Origin of the sequence: Streptomyces sp. GbtcB7, assembly GCF_019091445.1 — a bacterium.
Taxonomy (GTDB): domain Bacteria; phylum Actinomycetota; class Actinomycetes; order Streptomycetales; family Streptomycetaceae; genus Streptomyces; species Streptomyces mirabilis.
In genome coordinates this window covers 37746-56789 of the sequence record NZ_JAGXJM010000011.1, presented here as the reverse complement: position 1 = coordinate 56789, position 19044 = coordinate 37746, and the positions used below count along the sequence as shown (strand labels likewise).

18 protein-coding genes are annotated in these 19044 nt (G+C 71.9%); 8 read left to right on the top strand and 10 right to left on the bottom strand.

Annotated elements, in window-relative coordinates; translation table 11 throughout:
* The first annotated feature begins 16 nt into the window (after positions 1-16).
* The gene (locus KVT44_RS19330; RefSeq protein ID WP_217567917.1) at positions 17-997 is read left to right on the top strand and encodes an Lrp/AsnC family transcriptional regulator; all 981 of its coding nucleotides are present in this window, start codon (positions 17-19) and stop codon (positions 995-997) included.
* On the opposite strand, the gene KVT44_RS19325 is transcribed toward KVT44_RS19330, so the two are convergent.
* Positions 972-1865 carry a LysR substrate-binding domain-containing protein gene (locus KVT44_RS19325; protein ID WP_099944252.1) on the bottom strand — a complete coding sequence of 298 codons (894 nt, stop codon included), beginning with the start codon at positions 1863-1865 and terminating at the stop codon, positions 972-974. The two genes, KVT44_RS19330 and KVT44_RS19325, sit on opposite strands and share 26 nt — an antisense overlap.
* A 152-nt stretch (positions 1866-2017) precedes the next feature.
* Between KVT44_RS19325 and KVT44_RS19320 the strand changes: the two genes are divergently transcribed.
* Complete coding sequence (locus KVT44_RS19320) at positions 2018-3058, top strand: bile acid:sodium symporter family protein (protein WP_190168096.1); 1041 nt, start codon at positions 2018-2020, stop codon at positions 3056-3058.
* Here KVT44_RS19320 and KVT44_RS19315 read toward each other — a convergent pair.
* From KVT44_RS19315 to KVT44_RS19305, 3 genes are all read right to left on the bottom strand, one after another.
* On the bottom strand, positions 2991-4235 hold the full coding sequence (locus KVT44_RS19315; protein WP_217567916.1) for a DUF4185 domain-containing protein: 1245 nt from the start codon (positions 4233-4235) through the stop codon (positions 2991-2993). The genes KVT44_RS19320 and KVT44_RS19315 overlap by 68 nt on opposite strands.
* A 10-nt stretch (positions 4236-4245) precedes the next feature.
* A complete protein-coding gene (locus tag KVT44_RS19310; protein ID WP_217567915.1) occupies positions 4246-6153 on the bottom strand; it encodes a sialidase family protein in 1908 nt (635 codons plus the stop codon).
* Between the two features lie 162 nt (positions 6154-6315).
* The gene (locus KVT44_RS19305) at positions 6316-7239 is read right to left on the bottom strand and encodes a zinc-binding dehydrogenase (protein WP_217567914.1); all 924 of its coding nucleotides are present in this window, start codon (positions 7237-7239) and stop codon (positions 6316-6318) included.
* Positions 7240-7350: 111 nt separating this feature from the next.
* Here KVT44_RS19305 and KVT44_RS19300 point away from each other — a divergent pair, with 111 nt between their 5' ends.
* Both KVT44_RS19300 and KVT44_RS19295 read left to right on the top strand, forming a co-directional pair.
* The gene (locus KVT44_RS19300) at positions 7351-7791 is read left to right on the top strand and encodes a MarR family winged helix-turn-helix transcriptional regulator (protein WP_181649189.1); all 441 of its coding nucleotides are present in this window, start codon (positions 7351-7353) and stop codon (positions 7789-7791) included.
* A 19-nt stretch (positions 7792-7810) separates the two neighbouring features.
* Complete coding sequence (locus KVT44_RS19295) at positions 7811-8353, top strand: isochorismatase family protein (protein WP_060900453.1); 543 nt, start codon at positions 7811-7813, stop codon at positions 8351-8353.
* A 31-nt stretch (positions 8354-8384) separates the two neighbouring features.
* Here KVT44_RS19295 and KVT44_RS19290 read toward each other — a convergent pair whose 3' ends face one another.
* A complete protein-coding gene (locus KVT44_RS19290; protein WP_308314045.1) occupies positions 8385-8720 on the bottom strand; it encodes an SDR family oxidoreductase in 336 nt (111 codons plus the stop codon).
* Between the two features lie 112 nt (positions 8721-8832).
* Between KVT44_RS19290 and KVT44_RS19285 the strand changes: the two genes are divergently transcribed.
* Complete coding sequence (locus KVT44_RS19285) at positions 8833-9669, top strand: LysR family transcriptional regulator (RefSeq protein WP_217567913.1); 837 nt, start codon at positions 8833-8835, stop codon at positions 9667-9669.
* A 91-nt stretch (positions 9670-9760) separates the two neighbouring features.
* On the opposite strand, the gene fdhD is transcribed toward KVT44_RS19285, so the two are convergent.
* The 5 genes from fdhD to KVT44_RS19260 are packed head-to-tail and all read right to left on the bottom strand — an operon-like array spanning position 9761 to position 16207.
* Positions 9761-10618: a formate dehydrogenase accessory sulfurtransferase FdhD gene (gene fdhD / locus KVT44_RS19280; RefSeq protein ID WP_217567912.1), complete on the bottom strand. Its 858-nt coding sequence runs from the start codon at positions 10616-10618 to the stop codon at positions 9761-9763.
* 7 nt (positions 10619-10625) lie between these two features.
* Positions 10626-11486, bottom strand: a complete 861-nt coding sequence (locus KVT44_RS19275) for a 2Fe-2S iron-sulfur cluster-binding protein (protein ID WP_217567911.1) — start codon at positions 11484-11486, stop codon at positions 10626-10628.
* Positions 11483-13315 carry an NADH-ubiquinone oxidoreductase-F iron-sulfur binding region domain-containing protein gene (locus tag KVT44_RS19270; RefSeq protein ID WP_217567910.1) on the bottom strand — a complete coding sequence of 611 codons (1833 nt, stop codon included), beginning with the start codon at positions 13313-13315 and terminating at the stop codon, positions 11483-11485. The genes KVT44_RS19275 and KVT44_RS19270 overlap by 4 nt, the downstream gene beginning before the upstream one ends.
* A 4-nt stretch (positions 13316-13319) precedes the next feature.
* Positions 13320-15239, bottom strand: a complete 1920-nt coding sequence (locus KVT44_RS19265) for a molybdopterin oxidoreductase family protein (RefSeq protein ID WP_217567909.1) — start codon at positions 15237-15239, stop codon at positions 13320-13322.
* A complete protein-coding gene (locus KVT44_RS19260) occupies positions 15236-16207 on the bottom strand; it encodes a 2-dehydropantoate 2-reductase (RefSeq protein WP_217567908.1) in 972 nt (323 codons plus the stop codon). The genes KVT44_RS19265 and KVT44_RS19260 overlap by 4 nt, the downstream gene beginning before the upstream one ends.
* A gap of 232 nt (positions 16208-16439) precedes the next feature.
* Between KVT44_RS19260 and KVT44_RS19255 the strand changes: the two genes are divergently transcribed.
* The 3 genes from KVT44_RS19255 (at position 16440) to KVT44_RS19245 (ending at position 19008) form a co-directional block, all read left to right on the top strand.
* Complete coding sequence (locus KVT44_RS19255; RefSeq protein WP_099919747.1) at positions 16440-17777, top strand: OFA family MFS transporter; 1338 nt, start codon at positions 16440-16442, stop codon at positions 17775-17777.
* Complete coding sequence (locus KVT44_RS19250) at positions 17743-17880, top strand: hypothetical protein (protein WP_165853968.1); 138 nt, start codon at positions 17743-17745, stop codon at positions 17878-17880. The genes KVT44_RS19255 and KVT44_RS19250 overlap by 35 nt, the downstream gene beginning before the upstream one ends.
* Before the next feature lie 180 nt (positions 17881-18060).
* Positions 18061-19008, top strand: a complete 948-nt coding sequence (locus tag KVT44_RS19245) for a beta-ketoacyl-ACP synthase III (RefSeq protein WP_099919746.1) — start codon at positions 18061-18063, stop codon at positions 19006-19008.
* Positions 19009-19044 lie beyond the last annotated feature (36 nt).

Here is a 19044-nt window from a genome sequence, read left to right as displayed (position 1 = left end):
GACAAGGACGGCCCCCATGGAGATGGAATCCCACACCTTCGACAAGCTCGATCTGCAACTGCTGGCCGCGCTGGAACTGGACGCCCGCGCGGCCTTCAGCCGGATCGCGGCGGTGCTGGGCGTCTCCGACCAGACGATCGCGCGCCGCTTCCGCAGACTCTCCGCCGAGGGCGGGCTGCGGGTGGTCGCGGTGCGCGACGCCGAACGGCTCGGCCAGAGCCAGTGGATGCTACGGCTGCGCTGCGCGCCCGACAGCGCGGAGACGATCGCGGAGGCGCTGGCCAAGCGGCCGGACACCGCGTGGATCGGACTGGCCTCGGGCGGCACCGAGGTGGTCTGCATGACCCGGCCGCGCAGCCCCGGCGACCACGACGACCTGCTGCTCGGCAAGTTGCCGCGCACCCCGAGCATCATGGAGATCCGCGCCCACCAGATCCTGAACCGCTTCTTCGGCGGACCGACGGGCTGGGTCAGCAGGTTCGACGCGCTGACGGACGAGCAGATCGCCGCGCTGCGGCCGCGACTCGCCGACCCCTCGGGGCCCGTCCGGATCGACCCCGAGGACGAGCCGCTGGTCACCGCGCTCGAACGCGACGGACGCGCCACCTATCCGGAACTCCAGCGCGCCACCGGCCGTTCCGAGTCCGTCGTCAAGCGCCGCCTCGCCGCGCTGCTCGCCTCCGGCGCCGTGTACGTCGACGTCGAGTACCACTCCGAGACCCTCGGCTACGCCTGCGCCGCCGTCCTGTGGATCACCGCGGCCCCGGCGGCCCTGCACTCCGTCGGCGAGGCCCTCGCCACCCACGACGAGATCGCCTTCGCCGCGGCGACGGCCGGCCCCTCCAACATCGTCGTCACCGCCGTCGCCCGTGACACGGCGGGCCTCTACGCCTACCTGAGCGGCCGCCTCGGCACCCTCGAAGGGGTCCAGCACGTCGAGACGACCCCGTTCCTGCGCCGCGTCAAGCAACTCACGTACGCGAGACCGACCCGCTAGGGCCGCCGCCCCGGAGCAGTCGGTCCCCGCCGCCCAGGATCGCGGCCGCGAGGGCGTCCGCCGCGCCCTGCGCGGACGTACGCCGCTGCCCGTGCACCAGGACGAAGTCGACCTCGCCCAGTTCCGGCAGGCCCGCGCGGTCCGGGACGCGGACGAGGCCGGGAGGGATCAGTCCGCGCGAGTGGGCCATCACGCCGAGGCCCGCGCGGGCCGCCGCGACGAGGGCGTTCAGGCTGCCGCTGGTGCAGGCGATGCGCCACGCGCGGCCCTGGCGCTCCAGGGCTTCGAAGGCGAGGGCGCGGGTGATGCCCGGGGGCGGGTAGACGATCAGGGGAACCGGGCGGTCGGGGTCGAGCCGCAGGCGTTCCGCGCCGATCCACACCAGGCGGTCGTGCCAGACCAGCTCGCCGCGCGGATCCTCGGGCCGCCGCTTCGCCAGCACCAGGTCCAGCCTGCCCGCCGTGAGCTGTTCGTGCAGCGTGCCGGACAACTCGACCGTCAGCTCCAGGTCCACCTCCGGATGGTCGTACCGGAAGCCCTCCAGGATCTCCGGGAGCCGGGTCAGTACGAAGTCCTCGGAGGCGCCGAAGCGCAGCCGGCCGCGCAGACGGGTGCCCGTGAAGAAGGCGGTCGCCTGCTCGTGCACCGCCAGGATGCGGCGCGCGAAGCCGAGCATCGCCTCACCGTCCTCGGTGAGCTCCACGGAGTGCGTGTCCCGCGAGAACAGCTGCCGTCCCACCGCGTCCTCCAGCCGGCGCACGTGCTGGCTGACGGTGGACTGGCGCAGCCCGAGCCGCCGTGCGGCCTGCGTGAAGCTCAGGGTCTGGGCCACCGCCAGGAAGGTACGCAGTTGGGAGGGGTCGTACACACCCACACGTTATCGCGATTCGCGATGACAGTCAGAACGGTATGACGGATTCCCGATCGCGGGCTGGAAGAGGACGATGGAGAGGGCACGACCCGCCCCGGGACCACCCTTGCCCGGGGCCGCCCCGTACGACGTCTGAGCAGTGGAGCACCGTGAAACGCCTGCAGTGGCCGAGTTGGATGCCGATCGACCCGTACATCGTGCTGTTGCTCGGGACAGTGGGCCTCGCGGCCCTGCTCCCCGCACGGGGTACGGGCGCCGACGTCGCGTCGGGCGCGTCCACGGCCGCCATCGCCTTCCTCTTCTTCCTCTACGGGGCCCGGCTCTCCACCCGTGAGGCGGTCGAGGGCCTCAAGCACTGGCGGCTCCACGTCACCGTCCTGGCCTGCACTTTCGTCGTCTTCCCGCTGCTCGGCCTGGCCGCCCGCGGCCTCGAACCGGTGCTCCTGACCCACAACCTCTACACCGGTCTGCTCTTCCTCACACTCGTCCCCTCGACCATCCAGTCGTCGATCGCCTTCACCTCCATGGCCCGCGGCAACGTGCCCGCCGCGATCTGCGCCGGCTCCTTCTCCTCCCTCGCGGGCATCGTCGTCACCCCGCTGCTTGCCGCGGCACTGCTGGGCAGCAGCGGCGGCGGTTTCTCCGCGGACTCGCTGGTCAAGATCGTGCTGCAGCTGCTGGTCCCGTTCCTCGCCGGGCAGGTGCTGCGCCGCTGGATCGGCGGATTCATCACGCGTCACAAGAAGGTTCTCGGGTACGTCGACCGCGGCTCGATCCTGCTCGTCGTCTACGCCGCGTTCAGCGAGGGCATGGTGCAGGGCATATGGCACCAGGTGAGCGCGGTGCGACTGGCGGGCCTGCTCGCGGTCGAGGCCGTGCTGCTCGCGGTGATGCTGACGCTCACCTGGTACGGCGGGAGGGCGCTGGGCTTCCACCGCGAGGACCGCATCGCGATCCAGTTCGCCGGGTCGAAGAAGTCCCTCGCCTCGGGACTTCCCATGGCCGGCGTGCTGTTCGGCGCGCACGCCTCGCTCGCCGTGCTGCCGCTGATGCTCTTCCACCAGATGCAGCTGATGGTGTGCGCGGTGATCGCCAAGCGCCGCGCCCACGACCCTGAGGTGGCTACGACCCCGGTTCCCCCAGTCGCAGCGTCACGAATCGCGGTCGGTACAGCGCCACGTTCCGACTGAGGTTCGCCTGCGCCGAGACACCGCCCGTCGTGTCCAGCCAGTTCACGTCATAGCTCAGGACGAGCCGGTCGCCGTCGCTCAGCGCCGCGTGCACCTGCGGGTTGTACGCGGCCACCTGCCCCTGCGGCAGGGACGGACTGAAACTCCGGGTGGGCCCGTGCCAGGGGCCGGTCGGCGCGCACGCCCAGTACGAGGTGATCGTCGTCAGGCCCGCGGTGCCCGCCGCCATCGTGAACAGGACGTACGTCCCGCCGTCCCGCACCACCGTGAACGCGCTGCCGACCCCCGTGCGCCGCTCGTCCCCGAGCACCGGCCCCGGCCGTGCCCGCACCGCCCATCCGCTGCCGTCCCAGTACTCCCAGGCCGCCGGCTGCCCGAGCCGGCCGCGCGGCACCCGCGCCACGTACGCCTGCGAGGCGGGACGCGAGGCGGCCTGGCCGTCGTCGCCGCCGAAGACGTACGTCCACGCGCCCGCGTCGACCGTCGAGGTGCCGAACAGCACCCGCCGGGAGGGATCCGCCACGGAACTCTGGTCCAGGACCGTGGTGACGCCTTCCAGCCGCAGGTCGGGCAGCGAGAGCGTGGCGACCTCGGTGGACGTGGGCACGCCGTAGATCCAGGGAGCCTGGCCGGCGGTACGGGTCCACAGCAGGACGCGGACGACCTGCTCGGAGGAGCCGGGGGAGCGGGGTTCGACACGGGCCGCGACCGGCCACCGCCACCGCCCCGGCCCCGGGTCGGGGAACACCGGCGTCGGCAGTGTCGTCTCCAGCCGCCCGTCCTTCGCCATCACCACGGCCGAGTTCCGCACCAGGGGCGCGCTCGTGTCGCGCCACGCGTACGACTCGCCGACCGGGTTCGGCGGCGCGTGCACCTGGCCCAGATACGTGTCCGAGAACAGCCACAGCACCCGCCCGTCCGGCAGCCGCACCGAGTGCGTGCCGTCGCCGCCGGTCCAGTCGTCGACACGGCTCGCGTCGTCGCCGTAGCGCGCGAACTCGCCCGTGAGCCGCGCGTCCGCGCTCCAGGACCGCGGCGTACGGGCCGCGCACGCGCCGCCGCCCTCCCGGTCGTGGTCGGGGAGGGCGGTGAGCAGCACGGCCGCGCAGACCAGGGCGAGCAGGACACCGAGGCCGGCCCCGGTCCGCCGTCGTCGTGCTCGTGCGTCGTCGGGCACGGACGGGACGTTAGTGGCCGCCGCGCACCTGGTCCATGGGCAGATACAGGACGGTGTCCCGGGTCACTTTCCGGGAGGGCGGCGCGGCCAGCTCGTCGTCGCTCAACACCCGGTCGTAGACGCGTACTTCGTCGATCGCTCCCGTGAAGTACGCCCGGCTGTCCATCCGTTGACCGACATGGACCCCGAACGGCGAGTTGCGGCTGACCGACCCGGGCACGTCCGCGGCGCCGACCGCCGTAGCGTCGACGGAGAGCGTGAGCAGTCCGCCGCCCCGGCGCAGGGCCAGATGATGCCACTGGCCGTCGTTGTAGGCGCTCGCGGTGCGCACGGAGGCGGAGGTCGGGGCCGCTGCTCCGCTCCTGGTGGTGATCAGCGCGGTGATCCGGTGGGACGCGGGCTCGGCGCGCATCCACACCTGCGGCTGCGTCGTCCCGATCCCGCCCATCCACAGCAGCGGCTGCTCCCCGCCGATGGCCGTGTAGCGGAACCACAGCGACGCGGTGAAGTCCTTCGTCCCGAGCGGGAGTCGGTCCTGATACGGCAGACGTACGGCGTCGTCGGCGCCGTCGAACTCCAGCGCGCCGCCGCGCACGCCCGCCGTCTCCTGGGCGCCGCCGAGGACCGCGGCCGGTTCGGCGTGCCGGGCGAGGTCGGCGGTCGTCGGGTCAGGGCCGCGGCGCGGGGTGAGCCAGTCCTCGGTGAAGCGGGCGAAGCGGACCTCGTCGCGTGCGTCGACCGCGCCGCCCTCGTACAGCAGCCCCACGGCGCCGCCGCCGATCCCGACCAGGTCGGAGTAGCCCGACCAGTCGGTCGTCACGACCGTGCCGCGGTCCACGCTGTCCCAGGTGCGCCCGCCGTCGTACGAGGAGCGGATCATCATGGTCCTGCGGCGGTCGGGGTCGCCGGGGCAGGCCAGCAGGATGCGGTCGCCGAGGCGGAGTACGGAGCCCTGGACCTGGGGTGCGTAGAGGCCGGGGAGGTCGCGGAAGGGCGCCGTGAAGCTGTCGCCGCCGTCGCGGCTGACGGTCTGGGTGCGGTGGCCGAGGTCGGTGCCGTCCTGCTCGCGCCCGCTGACGAGGACGGACCCGTCGGCGCGTTCCGTGAGCGTCAGCTCGGACGGCTTCTGACGGAAGGTGCCGTCCTCCGCGATCGGCCAGGAGTCGCTCGCACCGATCCGCCAGTGGTCGCCGCCGTCGTCGCTGGTGATGAGGGCGGCGTTGTTGGCGGTGACCCGACTGCCGTTCCAGGTCTCGGTGTTGACGCCGAAGACGAGCCGCCCGGCATGCCTGCCACGGGTCAGCTGGATGCCGTGCACGGGGCCGGTGGCGTACCAGGAGTTCCAGTTCGGCGGGAGGATCTCAGCGCTCAGGTCGCGCGGTGCGGACCAGCTGAGGCCGTCGTCGTCGCTGTACTGGAGATGCGGGGTGCGGTCGCAGGGGACGTCGCAACCGCGCCCGTCCGTGCGGCCCGTGTTGTACGTCTCCGCCAGCACGATGCGACCGGTCTCGCGGTCCACGATCGGGGCGGGGTTGCCGTGGGTGTCGCCCGCCCCCTCGTTGACGACCTGGAGCGGCCCCCAGGTCCGGCCGCCGTCGGTCGACCGCTTGACGACGATGTCGATGTCACCCGCATCGCCGCAGTCGTGCACGCGCCCCTCGGCGAACGCCAGCAGGGTGCCGTGGGTGCTCCGCACGACGGCCGGGATGCGGAAGCAGGCGTAGCCGGGATCCTGGGAGGCCCTGAAGAGCACCTGTTGCTCGAACAACGCACCGGACGCACCGGATACACCGGATGCCCCGGACGCGTCGGCCGCGGAGGCCCTCGCGGGGCTCGGCAGCGCGAGCACGCACAGTGCGGTGGCCGTGAGGACGGCGGTCAGGGTCGATCTGAGACGTGCGCGCAGACGTGCCGACATGGTGCGACCTGCCCTTCGTGTGTCTGGGCAACCAGGGTGATCTGGACATCCGACATCCGACATCCGACGTCCAATGTGCGTGCCACAGACGCTACTTGGGCTCTCAGTGGCCCCACAAGAAGCGAGCACCGGTCGTGTTCACGCCAAAACTGAACTCGTCTGTCAGGGGCGCAGCACCACCTTCCCCAGGTTGCTCCGTGACTCGATCGCCGCGTGCGCCTTCGCCGCGCCCTCCAGGGCGAACTCCCCGTGCACGGCGGGCCGCAGGGCCCCCTCCGCGAACAGTCGCCACAGTTCCTCGCGCCACCGCTCGTACCGCCCCGGCTCGTTCCGGGCGATCCGGGCCATCTGGAAGCCGATCACGGACTTGGCGCCCACCAGCAGGTCGTACGCCCGCACGTTCCCGCCGCCCGAGCTGTACGCGACGAGCCGCCCGCCCGGGGCGAGGGCGGCGACGGCCGGGGTGAGCAGGTCGCCGCCGACCGCGTCGAGAACGTAGTCGACGGGCTCGCCCCAGTCCTCGGAGTCGTACGCGATCACGTCGTCCGCGCCGAGCCCCCGAACGAACTCCGCCTTGCCGAGGGTGAGCGCGGACACGGCCCCGACGACGCGTGACGCGCCCCGCAGCCGGGCGAGTTGGACGGCGAGATGGCCGACCCCGCTCGCCGCGCCGGTGATCAGCGCCGCCTCGCCGGGTGCGGGGCGCGCTGCCTTCAGGGCGCCGAGCGCGACCAGCCCGCTGCGGACGAGGGCGACGGCGTCGACCGCGCTCGCACCCGCCGGAACCGGGGAGGCCATGGTCTCGTTGAGCAGGGCGTAGTCGGCGTACCCGTGCCCGAAGCAGAGTCCGGTGACGCGGTCGCCCGCCGCGAAGCGGGTGACGCCCGCGCCGACGGCGACGACCTCGCCCGCGATCTCGCCGCCCAGCGGGATCGGCTCCGCGGCCTCGGTGACCTTGCGGACGATGGGGAGGGTGACGCCGATCGCCTCGGTGCGCACCAGCAGTTCGCCGGGCCTGGCGGCGGGTGCGGGGACGTCCTCCAGGAACAGGGGGCCGCCGGTGTGCTCGTATCGGACGCGACGCATCGCACCTCCAGGGGTGAGGGGGTGAGGGGGGCGAGCCCTCGGGTCGTTGGGATCCCCAACGGTATCCCAGATTCATTGGGTGGACCAACGGTTATTCGATAAGCTGGCCCCATGTCCGCCTCCGCCCCCCTGTCCGCCATCCGCTCCCTCCCCAGCTGGCTCCTCGGCCGCACCGCCGCCCGCGGCCGTGCCCTCGTCGCCGAGGCGCTGGCGGCCGAGGGCCTGAAGATGTGGGATCACGTGGTGCTGTCCGCCGTCTCCGATCTCGGCCCCGTCGCCCAGGCCGAACTGGGCCGCAGCATCCAGCTCGACCCCAAGGACCTGGTCGGTGTTCTCAACGACCTCCAGGGCGCGGGCCTGGTCCTGCGTGAACCCGACCCCAGGGACCGTCGCAAGAACGCGGTGTCCCTCACCGAGGAGGGCGCACGCCTCCTCGCGCGCTGCGAGCGGGCGGCGCGCGAGGCCAACGACGCGCTCCTCTCGCCGCTCTCGGAGGCCGAGCGGGAGCAGTTCATGGGCTTGTTGATCCGGATTTCCGGTACGGACGGCTGATGAAGGCTAACGTTCCGTCATGACCGCACCCGAAACCGAACCCCGGCTCGCCCTCGACCCCGCGCGCACCGCCCTGGTGCTCGTGGATCTGATGGAGCGCATCGTCGGACTGCCCGTGGAACCCCGCAAGGGCACCGAGGTCCTCGCCGCCGCCGAGGAGTTGGCGGCCACCTTCCGCAAGGCGGGCGCACTCGTCGTGCTCGTCCGGGGCGAACGGCCCGGGCTGCCCGAACAGCCGCCCGGCAGCGGACTCGTCGCCGGGCTCGCGGTGGCGGGTGACCTCGAGGTCGTGAAGCGGACCATCGGCGGGTTCCAGGGCAGCGGTCTCGACGAGCGGCTGCGGGAGCGCGGCATCTCCACCCTGGTGTTCGGCGGGATCGCCACCAACCTCGGTGTGGAGTCAACCGCCCGCGCCGCCGGCGACCTCGGCTACGACCTCGTGTTCGCCGAGGACGCGATGGCGGCCCTCACCGCGCCCGAACACGAGGCGTCGGTCCGCCTCGACTTCCCCCGCCTGGGCACGGTCGTGACCACCGCGCAGGTGCACTTCAGCGCGGGCTGAGGCGCGGAGCGGGGCAGGGGATCGCGCGCGGTCACACCAGCACCGTGGCGCCGTCCACGACGACGGTCGAACCGGTGCTGAACCGGCCGCGCATCAGGTAGAGGTACGCCTCCGCCACGTCCTCGGGCTCCCCGACCCGCCCGACCGGCAGCGACCGCGCGGCGGACACGAACAGGCCCTCGCGGTCGGCCTCCGGCAGCTCCCGCCACAGTTCGGTGCGGACCACACCGGGGGAGGCCACGTCGACCCGGATCGGCGCCGGCTCCAGTGCCAGTACGCGGGTGAGGGACTCCATCGCCCCGCACAGGCCGGCCGCCACGGTCGTGCCCGGCATCGGACGCCGGCCCGCGGTGCCCGTGGTGAGCACGATGGAACCGCCCTTCCTGATCGACGGTGCGCCGTACCTGACCGTCCAAGACCTCCTTCGCCGGGGGCGATACCCTGAAGGCATCGCCACCGGGACGACGGAAGGGGCGGCCATGGACCTCGACCTGCGGAAGATCCGCTACTTCGTGGCGGTCGCCGAGCTGCTCCACTTCGGCCGCGCGGCGGAGCGACTGCACATCGCTCAGCCGGTCCTGAGCCGTCAGATCCGCGCCCTGGAGAAGGACTTGGGCGCACCGCTTTTCGAACGCGACAGCCATGGTGTGACCCTGACGGCATCCGGGCGTCAACTCCTCGACGACGCCAGGCAGTTGTTCGCCACCGCGGACGCCACCAGGCTCCGGGTGCGCCGGGCCGCCGGCGGACCGCGCCGGCTGGTCGTCGGCTTCCGGGCCGGCGTCGTCGTGACCCGCGCCCTGCGCGCCTTCGGGGCCGCCCACCCGGACGTCGTGGCGCTCGCCCGCCGCGTCGAATGGGACGACCAGGAGCGGCTGATCCTCGACGGAACCGTCGACCTCGCCTACGTACGCCGCCCGATCCGCGAGCAGGGCCTCACGCTGCTGCCGCTGTTCAGCGAGGCGCGCGTGGCGATGCTCCCCGCCGACCACCGGCTCGCGGGCAAACCGGAACTCGCGCTGGCCGACCTGGCGGACGAACCGCGCCTGAGGTACGCCGACCCCCGTCCCGGCGAGCTGCCGATCCGCACCATCGAAGAGAAGTTCGAGTCCGTGGCGAGCGGGGCCGGTATCACGCTCGTACCGGAGTCCGTCGCCGAGCAGTACTCGCGCCCGGACATCACCTACGTACCGGTGCCGGACGCGGAGCGCGACGAGGTGCTGCTCGCCTGGGAGGCGAGCCGACGCTCGCCCCTGATCACCGCCTTCGCCCGGCTCGCCCCCCTCGCCGACCCGGCGCGGGCCGAGGAGCCGTGAGCCCGGTCGCGGCGGGCTGAGGCGGGGCCCCTACGGCGCAGGGGGCGCTCCCCGCCGGTCGGGGCCCCGCCGCCGTGCCGCGGGGAGCCGGTCAGCCCTGGGCGGCCGCGGCCCGCAGGGCGATGCGGTGCTCGCCCGCGTACACGTTCATGGAGGGGCCGCGCAGGAAGCCCACCAGGGTCAGCCCGGTCTCGGCGGCCAGGTCCACCGCCAGCGAGGACGGTGCCGAGACCGCCGCCAGTACGGGGATGCCCGCCATGACCGCCTTCTGCGCCAGCTCGAAGGAGGCCCGCCCCGACACCAGCAGGATCGTGCGGGAGAGCGGCAGGTCGCCGCGTTGCAGGGCGCGCCCGACCAGCTTGTCGACCGCGTTGTGCCGGCCCACGTCCTCCCGTACGTCGAGCATCTCCCCGTCCTCCGTGAACAGGGCCGCGGCGTGCAGACCCCCGGTCCGGTCGAAGACCCGCTGGGCCTCGCGCAGCCGGTCGGGGAGGCCGGCGAGGAGAGCGGGCTCCAGCCGGACCGGGGGAGCGTCGGCGCCGTCGTCGATGGCCCAGCGGGCCGTCGTACGGACCGCGTCCAGGCTCGCCTTGCCGCACAGGCCGCAGGAGGAGGTCGTGTAGACGTTGCGCTCCAGCGTGATGTCGGGCAGCACGACGCCCGGCGCTGTCCGGACGTCCACGATGTTGTACGTGTTCGACCCGTCCACCGTGGCGCCCGCACAGTAGACGATGTTCTGCAGCTCGTCGGCCCTGCCGAACACCCCCTCGCTGACGAGGAAGCCCGCCGCGAGCGCGAAGTCGTCGCCCGGGGTGCGCATGGTGATCGCGAGCGGTTTCCCGTTGAGGCGGATCTCCAGTGGCTCCTCGGCGACGAGCGTGTCGGGGCGGGTGGAGACGGCCCCCTCCCGGATGCGGATCACCTTGCGTCGTTCCGTGACTCGTCCCATGTCCTGATCAGTCCCGGTTCTGTACGTGCTGGTAGCCGAAGCGGCCCTTGATGCAGAGATTGCCGTGGGTCACCGGGTTGTCGTGCGGGGAGGTGACCTTCACGATCTCATTGTCCTGCACGTGCAGGGTGAGGTTGCAGCCCACACCGCAGTACGCGCACACCGTCGTCGTCTCGGTCTGCGCCGACTCGTCCCATGTACCCGCCGCCCGCATGTCGAACTCCGACCTGAACGACAGCGCCCCCGTCGGGCACACCTCGATGCAGTTGCCGCAGTACACGCACGCCGAGTCGGTCAGCGGGGCGTCGTGCTCGACGGCGATCCGGGCGTCGAATCCGCGCCCGGAGACCGAGATCGCGAAGGTGTTCTGCCACTGGTCGCCACACGCGTCGACGCACTTGTAGCAGAGGATGCACTTGTCGTAGTCGCGGACGTAGAGGCCGTTGTCGATCTTCGGCTCCTCGTCGAGGCGCGCCGCGTCGGGGCCGAAGCGGTCCGGTTTCGCCTCGTACTCCTTGATCCACCCGGCCACCTCCGGGGTGGTCGACAAGTCGACCGAGGAGGCGAGGAGCTCGATGACGACCTTGCGGCTGTGGCGGGCGCGCTCCGTGTCCGTCCGTACCTCCATGCCCGCCTCCGCCTTGCGGGAGCAGGCCGGGACGAGGGTCCGGGCGCCCTCGAGCTCGACGACACAGACCCGGCAGGCGTTCTTGGGGGTGAGCGTGTCGCCCTGGCAGAGGGTGGGGACGTCCTTGCCCGCCGCCCGGCAGGCGTCGAGGATCGTCGAGCCCTCCGGAACCCTGACCTCCTGCTCGTCGAGGGTGAACTCGACGAGCCGACGCGGCACTCCCAGCGGTATCGCGGTCATTCGTAGGCCCCCAAGCGGTCGATCGCGGATTCCACGGCGTTCCACGCGGTCTGCCCCAGACCGCAGATCGACGCGTCCCGCATCGCGCGGCCGACCTCCCTGAGCAGGGCGATGTCGTCGGCGGCCGCCGCGCCGGTCCGCTCGGCGATCCGGTGCAGCGCCTCCTCCTGCCGTACGGTCCCGACCCGGCACGGCACGCACTGCCCGCACGACTCGTCGCGGAAGAACTCGGCGATGCGCAGCAGGAGGCGGGGGAGCGGGACCGTGTCGTCGAAGGCCATGACCACACCCGAGCCGAGGGTCGTGCCCGCCGCCCGGGTGCCCTCGAAGGTGAGCGGGATGTCGAGTTCGTCGGGCCGTACGAAGCCGCCCGCCGCGCCGCCCAGCAGCACCGCACGCAGCCGTTCACGCACGCCCGCCAGCTCCAGCAGCTCGCTCAGTGTCGCCCCGAACGGCAGTTCGTAGATTCCGGGCCGGTCCACGCTGCCCGACACGCAGTACAGCTTCGGGCCGGTGGAGCCCGGGGTGCCGATCGCCGCGTACGCCTCGGCCCCCCTCGTCAGGATCGGCAGGACGTTCACCAGGGTCTCGACGTTGTTCTCGGCAGTGGGTTTGCCGAACAAACCCTTCTCCACAGGGAAGGGCGGTTTGGAACGCGGCTCTCCTCTGTACCCCTCGATCGAGTTGAACAGGGCGGTCTCCTCGCCGCAGATGTACGCGCCCGCGCCCCGCCGGATCTCGATGTCGAAGGCGTACCCCTGGCCGAGGACGTCCTCGCCGAGCAGGCCACGCGCGCGTGCCTGCCCGATGGCGTGCTCCATGCGGCGCAGGGCGCGCGGGTACTCGCCGCGCAGATAGAGGTAACCCTTGTGCGCCCCGACGGCGTACGCCGCGATGGTCATCGCCTCGACGAGGGCGTACGGGTCGCCCTCCATGACGACCCGGTCCTTGAAGGTGCCCGGCTCGGACTCGTCGGCGTTGCACACCAGGTAGTGCGGACGGTCGGGCTGGGACGCCGTGGCCTGCCATTTGCGGCCGGTGGGGAAGGCGGCGCCGCCGCGCCCGACCAGGCCCGCGTCGGTGACCTCGCGGATGACCCCGGCCGGCCCGAGTGCGAAGGCCCGCCGCAGCGCGGCGTACCCGCCGTGTGCCCGGTAGTCGTCGAGCGAGGCGGGGTCGACCACACCGACACGGCTCAGCAGCACGAGGGAGGGATCGCCCGCCTGGGGCACCGCGAAGGCCGCGGGCGGCTCCTCGGGCGCCGAGTCGGGGGCGCTCGCCGCCTCCGCCGCCCGCGCGACGGTGGTGGGCGCCGACACGGCCGTACGCACCGGATCGCCCGCTCTGACCGCGAGGGCCGCCGGAGCGCGCTCGCACAACCCCAGGCAGGGGCTGCGCTCGACGCCGACGCCGCTGCCGGGCCCGAGGCGGGCCTCGACCCCGGCGCACAGCTCCGCCGCGCCCGCCGCCGCGCACGCGAGGTCCGTGCACACGTGCAGCACGGTCGCGGGGCGCGGCTTCACCGAGAACATCGCGTAGAAGGTCGCGACCCCGTAGGCCTCCGCCGGCGGCACGGTCAGCCGGCGGCACAGGTAGTCGAGCGCGCCCTCGCTGATCCAGCCGATCCGGTCGTTGACGGCGTGCAGCCCCGGCAACAGCAGGTCGCGGCGTTCGCGCGCCTCCCGGCCGCCGCGCGCCCACCTGAGGTCGGCGGCCCTCATCTCATCGCGCGCGGCGCCCTCCCACGAGGACTCCGGAGGACCGAGCAGCGCGTCGATCGCCGCCCGCTCCTCGTCCGTCGGCTTGCTGTCACCGAAGTGCAGATCCACCACATCACCTCACTTGAGTCGCGACCGGCAGCTTCTCGATCCGGATGGCCGACGCCTTGAACTCCGCCGTCCCCGCGATCGGGCAGTTCGCCTCGATCGTCAGCTGGTTGGTGTCCACCTCGTCGGGAAAGTGCATGGTCATGAACGCAAGGCCGGGCCGCAGCGCGGTGTCGATCCACACCGGTGCCACGACGGATCCGCGGCGCGAGGAGACCTGGACCTCCTCGCCCACCACGACCCCGTAGTGCTCGGCGTCCTCCGGGCAGAGCTCGACATACTCGCCGCGCCGCAGCGGCGAGGCGAAACCGCCGCTCTGCACCCCGGTGTTGTACGAGTCGAGCCGCCGCCCGGTGGTGAGCCGGATCGGATACTCCTCGTCCGTCAGATCCACGGGCGGGTCGTGCTGGACGATCCCGAACGGCGCGAGCCGGCCGCGCTCGGCGGGGTCCGAGGCCCACAACCGGCCGTGCAGATAGGTGGGTTCGATCCGCCCGATGTCGGGGCAGGGCCACTGGATGCCCTGGTGCTCCGCCAGACGTTCGTACGTCATCCCGTAGTGGTCCGGCGACACCGACCGCAGCTCGTTCCAGACGGCCTCGGCGCCGGCGTACTTCCAGTCGTGCCCGAGGCGCGCGGCGAGGTCGCAGAGGATGTCGATGTCCTCGCGGGCCTCACCGGGCGGCGTCACCGCCGCGCGTACCCGCTGCACACGCCGCTCGCTGTTGGTGGTGGTGCCCTCCGTCTCCGCCCACCCGGCGGTCGCGGGCAGCACGACGTCCGCCAACTGGGCCGTCTTCGTGAGGAAGATGTCCTGCACGACGAGGAAGTCGAGGGCACCCAGCCGCCGTACCGCCTGTTCACTGTCGGCCTCCGACTGCGCCGGGTTCTCGCCGATGCAGTAGACGGCCTTGAGCGTGCCCTCCTCCATGGCCTCGAACATCTCCGTCAGGTTCAGCCCGTAGTGCGGCTGGATGACGGTGTCCCAGGCGGACTCGAACTTCAGCCGCGCCTCGGGGTCGAGGATGTCCTGGAAGCCGGGGAGGCGGTTGGGGATGGCGCCCATGTCGCCGCCGCCCTGCACGTTGTTCTGCCCGCGCAGGGGCTGGAGCCCGGAGCCGTGGCGGCCCACGTGCCCCGTCAGCAGGGACAGGTTGATCAGCGCGCGGACGTTGTCGGTGCCGTTGTGGTGCTCGGTGATGCCGAGGGTCCAGCACAGCTGGGCGCGCTCGGCCCGTGCGTACGCGTGCGCCAGCTGCCGTATCGCCGCCGCCGGTACGCCCGTCACCTTCTCGGCGAGCGACAGCGTCCAGGGCTCGACGAGCGCCTTGTACTCCTCGAAGCCGCTGGTGGCCCGCTCGATGAAGGCGTGGTTGGCGAGGCCCGCGTGGATGATCTCGCGGCCGATCGCGTGCGCCATCGGGATGTCGGTGCCGACGTTCAGACCGAGCCAGCTCTCCGCCCACTCGGCCGTGGACGTGCGGCGCGGGTCGACCGCGTACATCCGGGCGCCGTTCCTGATCCCCTTCAGCACGTGCTGGAAGAAGATCGGATGTGCGAAGCGGGCGTTGGAGCCCCACATCACGATGAGGTCGGTCTCCTCGACCTCCGCGTACGAGGAGGTGCCGCCGCCGGAACCGAAGGCGGCGCTCAGGCCCGCGACGCTCGGGGCGTGACAGGTGCGGTTGCAGGAGTCGACGTTGTTCGTGCCCATCACGACCCGGGCGAACTTCTGGGCCACGTAGTTCATCTCGTTGGTCGCGCGGGCACAGGAGAACAGGCCGAAGGCGTCGCGGGCGGCACTCAGCCCCGCCGCCGCCCGGGTCAGGGCCTCGTCCCAGGTGGCCCGCCGGAAGGGCTCGTCGCGCGCGTCACGGACCAGGGGGTGCGTGAGCCGGGCGTAGACCTTCGATTCACGTTTCCTCATGCGGCGCTCCTCAGCGCGAGCAGGTCCGAGATGGCGTGGACGGTGCGCAGGGTGGGCACCTCGACGCCGGTGATGTCCGCCAGCTCGACGACCGCCGCCAGCAGTACGTCCAGTTCGAGCGGCTTGCCGCGCTCCAGGTCCTGGAGGGTGGAGGTGCGGTGGTCACCGACGCGCTCGGCGCCGGCCAGCCGCCGTTCGATGGAGACGCCCACCTCGCAGCCGAGCGCCTCGGCGACCGCGAGCGTCTCGGTCATCATGATCTCGATGACCTTGCGGGTGCCGCCGTGCAGGCACATCTGCCGCATCGTCGCGCGGGCCAGCGCGCTGATCGGGTTGAAGGAGATGTTGCCGAGCAGCTTGAGCCAGATGTCGTTACGCAGATCCCGTTCGACCGGGCACTTGAGGCCGCCGGCCGTCATGGCCTCGCTGAACGCCGTGCACCGCTCGGAGAGGGTGCGGTCGGGCTCGCCGATGGAGAACCGGGTGCCTTCCAAGTGCCGTACGACGCCCGGTCCTTCCAGCTCGGTCGCGGCGTACACGACACATCCGATGGCCCGTTCGGGCGCGAGCACCGCACTGACCGCGCCGTTCGGGTCCACGCTCTCCACACGGTGGCCGTCGTGCGGGCCGCCGTGCCGGTGGAAGTACCACCAGGGGATGCCGTTCTGGGCGGCGATCACCGCCGTGGTGTCGTGCAGCAAAGGCTCGATCAGCGGCCCGCACGCCGCGTACGAGTTGGCCTTCAGGCCGAGCAGGACGTAGTCGACCGGGCCGACCTCGGCCGGGTCGTTGGTGGCATGGGCGCGCGCGGTGAAGTCGCCACGCGGGCTGAGGACTTGGACTCCGTGCCGCCTCATGGCCGCAAGATGCGGTCCACGGGCGATGAGGTGCACATCGGCGCCGGCGCGGTGCAGCGCGGCGCCGACGTAGGCGCCGATCGCACCGGCGCCGAGAACGGCGACTTTCACTGTGGCTCGCTCCGTTCGGTCGAGGGTACCGAGGAACTGCCGAACTCTGTCGACGAAATATTGTCTACAGTATGGAACTTGGGGCGGCAAGGCTTCGCGCAGCACCTCGACGGACCACCGTGAGGGGCGGCCGACCGTTCGTCGCGCGATGGATACCGCTCACCGCATACCGTCGACGAGTTGGTGTCGAACGGCTTCACAACCGGGCAACCGCTTCCTATCGTCCGGGATCATGAGTCCCCCTGTCGCGCCACCCGGCTGGAGCCGCTGGCTCGTCCCGCCCGCCGCACTGTCCGTCCACCTCTCCATCGGCCAGGCGTACGCCTGGAGCGTCTTCAAGCCGCCGCTCGAATCCGCGCTCGGCCTCAGCGGGACCCAGAGCGCGCTGCCCTTCCAGCTCGGCATCGTCATGCTCGGACTGTCCGCCGCGTTCGGCGGCACCCTCGTCGAGCGCAACGGACCGCGCTGGGCGATGACCGTCGCCCTGGTCTGCTTCTCCACCGGCTTCCTGATCGCCTCGCTCGGCGCCGCCACCGAGCAGTACTGGCTGATCGTCTTCGGCTACGGATTCGTCGGCGGGATCGGCCTCGGCATCGGCTACATCTCCCCCGTCTCGACCCTGATCAAGTGGTTCCCGGACCGGCCCGGCATGGCCACCGGCATCGCGATCATGGGCTTCGGCGGCGGCGCGCTCATCGCCTCGCCGTGGTCCGCGCAGATGCTGAAGTCCTTCGGTTCCGACTCCTCCGGCATCGCGCTCGCCTTCCTCGTGCACGGGCTGTCGTACGCCGTCTTCATGACGCTCGGCGTCCTGCTGGTGCGGGTGCCGCGCGGCGACAAACCGCCGGTCAAGGCCGGACCCGCACCGCTCGACGGGGTGCAGGTGTCCGCGAACAGCGCCGTGCGCACCCCGCAGTTCTGGTGCCTGTGGGTCGTGCTCTGCATGAACGTGACCGCGGGCATCGGCATCCTGGAGAAGGCCGCCCCGATGATCACGGACTTCTTCGCGGACACCTCGACCCCGGTGTCGGTCTCCGCCGCCGCGGGTTTCGTGGCGCTGCTCTCCGCCGCGAACATGGCGGGCCGGATCGGCTGGTCCTCCACGTCCGACCTGATCGGACGCAAGAACATCTACCGCGTCTACCTCGGCGTGGGCGCGATCATGTATCTGCTGATCTCGCAGTTCGGGGACTCCTCCAAGCCCCTGTTCATCATCTGCGCCCTGGTGATCCTCTCCTTCTACGGCGGCGGCTTCGCGACGATTCCCGCTTACCTGAAGGACCTCTTCGGCACCTACCAGGTCGGTGCCATCCACGGCCGGCTGCTCACCGCCTGGTCCACGGCCGGCGTCCTCGGGCCGCTGATCGTCAACTGGATCGCGGACCGCCAGAAGGAGGCGGGCAAGCACGGTGCGCAGCTCTACGACACCTCGTTCCTGATCATGATCGGGCTGCTGGTCGTCGGGTTCGTCGCCAATGAGCTGGTGCGCCCCGTCCATGCCCGCCACCACATCCCCGCCCCGAGGGAGGCCGCCGATGACGACTCCGTCCAGCCCCAGCAGTCCGCCTGACCGCCGTCCACTGATCGCCTTCGCCTGGCTGTGGGTGGGGGCGCCGCTCTGCTACGGCCTGTACGAGCTCGTCCTGAAGGCCAAGCAGCTGTTCACGGGATAGAGCCCGGCGTACGGATTCGGACGCCGGGCGTGCGTGCGGACGTTGCCAGGACGTCCGAAGGTCTGACAGAAGCCGACAAGCCTGACGCCGCTTTCCTGTGGCAACAGCTGCCGTCGTACCCGCGAGTCACTGATCAGACTGGAGGATCCCCCTACCCAAGGCAATGAGGGAGACCCCCCAATGAACGGCTCACGCATCGCGGCCGTCGGCCACTACCAGCCCGCCAAGGTACTCACCAACGAGGACCTGGCGGGCCTGGTCGACACCAGTGACGAGTGGATCACGAGCCGGGTGGGCATCCGCACGCGCCACATCGCCGGTCCCGACGAGCCCGTCGACGAGCTGGCCGCGCACGCCGCGGCCAAGGCGCTCGCGGCGGCCGGTCTGACCTCGGGCGACATCGACCTGGTACTGGTCGCGACCTCCACGGCGATCGACCGCTCCCCGAACATGGCCGCCCGGGTCGCCGCCCGCCTCGGCGTGCCCTCCCCGGCCGCGATGGACGTCAACGTGGTCTGCGCGGGCTTCACGCACGCGCTCGCCACCGCCGACCACGCCGTGCGCGCGGGGGCGGCGACCCGCGCCCTCGTCATCGGCGCGGACAAGATGTCCGAGGTCACGGACTGGAGCGACCGTACGACCTGTGTCCTGGTCGGCGACGGGGCGGGCGCGGCGGTGGTCGAGGCCGCCGCTCCCGGCGCCGAGCCCGGCATCGGGCCGGTGCTGTGGGGATCGGTGCCCGAGATGGGGCACGCCGTACGCATCGAGGGCACGCCCCCGCGGTTCGCGCAGGAGGGGCAGAGCGTCTACCGCTGGGCGACGACACGGCTCCCGGCGATCGCCCGGCAGGCCTGCGAGCGGGCCGGGCTCGCGCCCGAGGAGCTCGCCGCGGTCGTCCTGCACCAGGCGAACCTGCGCATCATCGAACCCCTCGCCGCGAAGATCGGAGCCGTGAACGCCGTCGTCGCGCGCGATGTCGTCGACTCCGGGAACACCTCCGCCGCCAGCATCCCGCTCGCCTTCTCCAAGCTCGTCGAACGCGGCGAGATCAGCACCGGCGACCCGGTGCTCCTGTTCGGCTTCGGCGGCAACCTCTCGTACGCGGGACAGGTCGTCCGCTGCCCCTGACGTGCGCGGACGACCGGGTGTGACGCGTCCGACTCT

Coding starts and splice junctions, on each gene's coding strand:
- KVT44_RS19330 (WP_217567917.1), top strand. CDS start 17: ATGGAGATGGAATCCCACACCTTCGACAAGCTCGATCTGCAACTGCTG.
- KVT44_RS19310 (WP_217567915.1), bottom strand. CDS start 6,153: ATGTCGGCACGTCTGCGCGCACGTCTCAGATCGACCCTGACCGCCGTC.
- KVT44_RS19305 (WP_217567914.1), bottom strand. CDS start 7,239: ATGCGTCGCGTCCGATACGAGCACACCGGCGGCCCCCTGTTCCTGGAG.
- KVT44_RS19300 (WP_181649189.1), top strand. CDS start 7,351: ATGTCCGCCTCCGCCCCCCTGTCCGCCATCCGCTCCCTCCCCAGCTGG.
- KVT44_RS19295 (WP_060900453.1), top strand. CDS start 7,811: ATGACCGCACCCGAAACCGAACCCCGGCTCGCCCTCGACCCCGCGCGC.
- KVT44_RS19285 (WP_217567913.1), top strand. CDS start 8,833: ATGGACCTCGACCTGCGGAAGATCCGCTACTTCGTGGCGGTCGCCGAG.
- fdhD (WP_217567912.1), bottom strand. CDS start 10,618: ATGGGACGAGTCACGGAACGACGCAAGGTGATCCGCATCCGGGAGGGG.
- KVT44_RS19275 (WP_217567911.1), bottom strand. CDS start 11,486: ATGACCGCGATACCGCTGGGAGTGCCGCGTCGGCTCGTCGAGTTCACC.
- KVT44_RS19265 (WP_217567909.1), bottom strand. CDS start 15,239: ATGAGGAAACGTGAATCGAAGGTCTACGCCCGGCTCACGCACCCCCTG.
- KVT44_RS19255 (WP_099919747.1), top strand. CDS start 16,440: ATGAGTCCCCCTGTCGCGCCACCCGGCTGGAGCCGCTGGCTCGTCCCG.
- KVT44_RS19250 (WP_165853968.1), top strand. CDS start 17,743: ATGACGACTCCGTCCAGCCCCAGCAGTCCGCCTGACCGCCGTCCACTG.
- KVT44_RS19245 (WP_099919746.1), top strand. CDS start 18,061: ATGAACGGCTCACGCATCGCGGCCGTCGGCCACTACCAGCCCGCCAAG.